This window comes from Alteromonas gracilis (assembly GCF_002993325.1).
GTDB classification, from domain to species: domain Bacteria; phylum Pseudomonadota; class Gammaproteobacteria; order Enterobacterales; family Alteromonadaceae; genus Alteromonas; species Alteromonas gracilis.
Genome location: NZ_PVNO01000012.1, coordinates 1 through 3,915, shown reverse-complemented (window position 1 = coordinate 3,915; position 3,915 = coordinate 1). Strand labels below are relative to the sequence as shown.

Here is a 3,915-nt window from a genome sequence, read left to right as displayed (position 1 = left end):
TAACAAGAGACTATGGCGTCAATAGTTAATTTAAAGCCTTTGGCGCTTCCCACATCACACCATCTCTCAACATTGAATTCAGTACTATTACCATCTTTCTCACACAGGCAATCAAAGCCACCTTTTTAGGCTTTCCTGCGCTTACTAACTTACCGTAATAAGATTTAAATACAGGGTTTGATTGAATCGCCGACATCACAGCCATAAAGAGTACTGTTCTTACTTGGTGACGGCCACCTTGTATTTTCCGATGCCCTTTATACCGCCCACTTTCTTTGCTCATCGGTGCAACACCAACTAAGGCTGCTGCTTGTTTGTTCGTCATATAACCAAGCTCAGGTAGATTACTTATTATTGACGCAGCTGCGACTTTTCCAACACCATTCATGCTTTGAAGCAGTTGATCTTTCGCTTTAAATTCCGGCGTCAACTCAATCATCTTCAGGATTTTTTCTTCGACCTTTTTTATCTGATTACCCAAAGCCGTTAATATCGGTTTTATCGTCATCGCAAGGTCTTTGGGCATGATTTGAATTCTATTTTTTTCCATTGTTTGCATGGAAAGGAGTTGATTACGACGCGTGACTAAATCGCTCATAGCGCGCATGGCTTTTGGCTTCAGCTGAGTTAAGTCAGGTTTTATCACCTCACTAAAGTGCGCTATTAGTTTAGCGTCGAGCTTGTCAGTTTTAGCTCGCCGCCCTATCGCACCAGCAAATCGTTTTATGTGAACTGGATGGGCAATGACAAATGGAAGTTTTGCCTCAGCGCACGCCATTGCAAAAGGCATTTCTAATCTGCCCGTCGCTTCAACAACTATTCTTTCGGGCTGATATTTCTTGAGTTCGACAATCGCTTCTTTTATCCCTCTTTCATTGTTTTCTACACAGAAAAAGATATCCAAAGGCCGTATGTAAATATCAAGCTGTGATTTGCCAGTATCTACCCCAACGTTAATTTTTTGCTTTGTAATAGTGTTCATAATAAGCTGACTCTTGCTTGCATAATGCGGGTTCGAGACCCAGTAGACTATTCGAGTGTGGTGCTTGGAGTCCTATGAGGCGTTCTTTCTTGTTATCGGTCTCTCAATTGAGGAGCCAAAAATTAATCGAACTGCCAAATAGAAAGCTTTAGTTGCTGCTAAAGCCTGGGTCTCACATTACCCGAAATTGATGAAAAAGGATTTAAGTTAGGTGGGTAATTATCCATACAAAAAAATTAAGTACGCCCGCTGCGCGGGCTGGGACGCAAACATGTGGGCTGCTCACTTCGTTCGGATTTTAGCCCACATGTCTGCGCCCCTTATTTAAAAGTTAGGAGACAAGGGAATGTTGCAGTATAAAAGGATTTTTATGTTTATCCCTTTATCAATTCTTTTGCCCGCATTGAGTGTGGCGATTTTGGTTTTAGTGTTTAGTCGTTTTGGGATCGCTACTACTGCTTTTTCATTCTTGGCTACGTCGTATATTGTAGGTGGCGCTGTAACCTTTGTGGTTTTCTGGTGGTTCGCTACAGGTGTAAATAAAAAGCCATATTTGCATGCGTTTGTGATGTATGTTTGCAGTTTTTTAATATCAACTTTCGTACTTATGTTGTTTGTTGGCGGTGGTTATATTTCTACTAATTTAGCCTTTGACGCTTCAATTTCAATTATGGTTATGTTCGTAGCAACCAAAGTCGGCTATAAAAACAAGGAGGTATCAAGCTATGTCTCCTAACAAAAAAATAATGTCGCCCGCAGGCGGGCTGGGACACAAACAGGCAGGCGGCTTCGCCATTATAGCCTGCCTGTTTGTGCCCCATATTTAGGTGTTATATGCCAGTAAGCATCTCATGATTTTAAATAAAGAATTAAAACAACTAGAAGAAAAACTAACTCTTCAAAGTTCTTCAGATATAAATCAGGAAGCCAATGAAAATCTGGTTTCATTCGGTTTTAGTAAGCAGGATGCTACTCTAACCACTAAAAGGGATATTGAGTTGTTTTTATCTCGTGCTTTGTCGATATACAGTTTAAGTAATAATGGTAACGAAAAATTGTTTTACGCATGGCTCGATGAGATGTCGTCACAAATTCGCGTAAGTGCAGTCTCAACAAATCACAATACATTACCATTTAGAACTGAACTAGAGTGTTGTACTTTGGAAGAACTCGCTACTTCTATAAAACGATACGACAGTGGTGCGTTTACTAGTGGTAGTATTAGGATTTTTAAGAGTAGCATATAACAAAACACTCAAGGCGCTCGCGCTGCTCGCTGGGACGCTAACACATGGGCTGCGTCACTTCGTTCCAAATTTTAGCCCATGTGTTATCGCCCCTTAGTGGGGTGTTGGTATGACTCCCTTTGTCAACCCTGAGCGAGTGCATCCCTGACATTCTTTCAGCCCATAATTAGCTTTGTTTCTCACTCATAATAAATTGAGCTAACGCACCGGATGAGGCAGTAATGTCGTCGGTTGGTATGCTGGTATTCGTAGGTTACTTATTCATTGAATAAGCAGAGCTGACCTTACATGTTCCGCCGTAGCACCTTCTCATCAGTCTAGGCTCGTGGATCAATCACCATTAAGTGATTGCCATCATAACGCCCTCGTAGGTTGTGCCACATCCCGCGGCCTGATCCGAATGCGTTAGCTCAAACTCGTTTATCATGCAGGTACACGGCTCAGTCTTAGTTTTGGATTAACCGGCGTAAGTACCACTTCCTTTGCAATAGCCCAGATGTATGCCGCCATTTCTCTAGCTATCGCGGTAATGATTAAATTGTAGTGCTTTCCCTTTTTACTCATGCGCTGATAGCGTTTGCACAAGCGAAGCTGTGCTTTCCAAGCGATATCGACGATGTCTTTAGGTAAGCCTTCCTGCCTTAACTGTAATTCAGTAGAGACGTTAGCCGGATAACGGTAGCTGTGCGCCCCCTCAATCAGTAAACGCCTTGCTCGACCATTTCCTGCTTTTGTAATGGCTCCTAAGTGTCGCTTTCCACCTGATGATTGTTCACTGGGAACTAAGCCCAGATAAGCCATGAGCTTTCTGGGATGGTCGAAGCGGTGTAAATCACCGAGCTCTGCCACCACACCAACAGCAACGAGCAATCGAACGCCTCGCATCGCCTGAACGGCTTTCACTACTGGGTAATAACGCCATTGGTGTACATGGTGGGTTAACTCATTGTCGAGCCTTTCCAGTCGCCGGATACGTTCCTCAATGGTTTGCAGTTGTTCCTGCAAGACAATTTGCTGGGCTGGATGAGGCAAAATCAGTTCGGTGAGCCAGCGAAGGTGTTTCTTCGACCAGTTGGCAGTGCCTTCATAACGTATGTTGTTGCGAAGTAATAAGGCTTTGAGTTGATACTTTGCTTCTTTTAAATCCTTCATTGCCGCTTCACGAGCACGTGATAAATCCCGAACCGCTTCATCTTCTGGCTCAGGCACATAGATAGGCGTGAGATCTTCGGACTTTAGTGACCTAACGAGTTTAAGCGCATCCCTGCGATCGGTTTTAATTCGCTCTCCTGGCTTTTTGGGAATAAGAGACGGAGCCACTACATAGCAACAATGCCCAAGACTGGTAATGAGACGATATATCCAGTAGCCACATGGCCCTGCTTCGTAAACAACGTGAAGTGTTGCGCCAGGATATTTAGATTCAAACTGGCGGAGCAGCTTTTTTACACTGACTTTGGAAGAAGGGATACGGCCGTAATGAACCGGACTCGCCCCGCGATGTTCCTCACAATATGCCACTTCATGGAATTCTTTGTGTGTATCCAACCCGATAAAAATCATGCTATGTTTGTTCATGCTAGCCTCCAAATGATTTAGTCTTAAGCAAACTAATTATGGCACTGGCTTTCAGCTAACCCACGAAAATGCGGAGGCTAGCATTTCACAGGGAGTCATTGTGTCTAG

4 protein-coding genes are annotated in these 3,915 nt (G+C 43.5%); 2 read left to right on the top strand and 2 right to left on the bottom strand.

Translation table 11 applies throughout. From position 1 onward, the window contains the following. Window positions 1-25: 25 nt before the first annotated feature. Window positions 26-982 carry an IS110 family RNA-guided transposase gene (locus C6Y39_RS04615; RefSeq protein WP_105930038.1) on the bottom strand — a complete coding sequence of 319 codons (957 nt, stop codon included), beginning with the start codon at window positions 980-982 and terminating at the stop codon, window positions 26-28. A gap of 346 nt (window positions 983-1,328) precedes the next feature. On the opposite strand from C6Y39_RS04615, the gene C6Y39_RS04610 reads away from it, so the two are divergent. Both C6Y39_RS04610 and C6Y39_RS18670 read left to right on the top strand, forming a co-directional pair. Next, complete coding sequence (locus C6Y39_RS04610) at window positions 1,329-1,718, top strand: hypothetical protein (protein ID WP_146128593.1); 390 nt, start codon at window positions 1,329-1,331, stop codon at window positions 1,716-1,718. Window positions 1,719-1,833: 115 nt separating this feature from the next. Further along, window positions 1,834-2,229 (top strand): hypothetical protein, encoded by a 396-nt coding sequence (locus C6Y39_RS18670; RefSeq protein WP_146128592.1) that lies wholly within the window; start codon window positions 1,834-1,836, stop codon window positions 2,227-2,229. Between the two features lie 423 nt (window positions 2,230-2,652). Here the strand turns inward: C6Y39_RS18670 and C6Y39_RS04605 are convergent, their stop codons facing one another. Then, a complete protein-coding gene (locus C6Y39_RS04605; RefSeq protein WP_105930027.1) occupies window positions 2,653-3,807 on the bottom strand; it encodes an IS110 family RNA-guided transposase in 1,155 nt (384 codons plus the stop codon). Window positions 3,808-3,915: the final 108 nt, after the last annotated feature.

Bases quoted from the DNA above. Each gene is read 5' to 3' on its own strand.
- C6Y39_RS04615 (WP_105930038.1), bottom strand. From the start codon at position 982: ATGAACACTATTACAAAGCAAAAAATTAACGTTGGGGTAGATACTGGC.
- C6Y39_RS04610 (WP_146128593.1), top strand. From the start codon at position 1,329: ATGTTGCAGTATAAAAGGATTTTTATGTTTATCCCTTTATCAATTCTT.
- C6Y39_RS18670 (WP_146128592.1), top strand. From the start codon at position 1,834: ATGATTTTAAATAAAGAATTAAAACAACTAGAAGAAAAACTAACTCTT.
- C6Y39_RS04605 (WP_105930027.1), bottom strand. From the start codon at position 3,807: ATGAACAAACATAGCATGATTTTTATCGGGTTGGATACACACAAAGAA.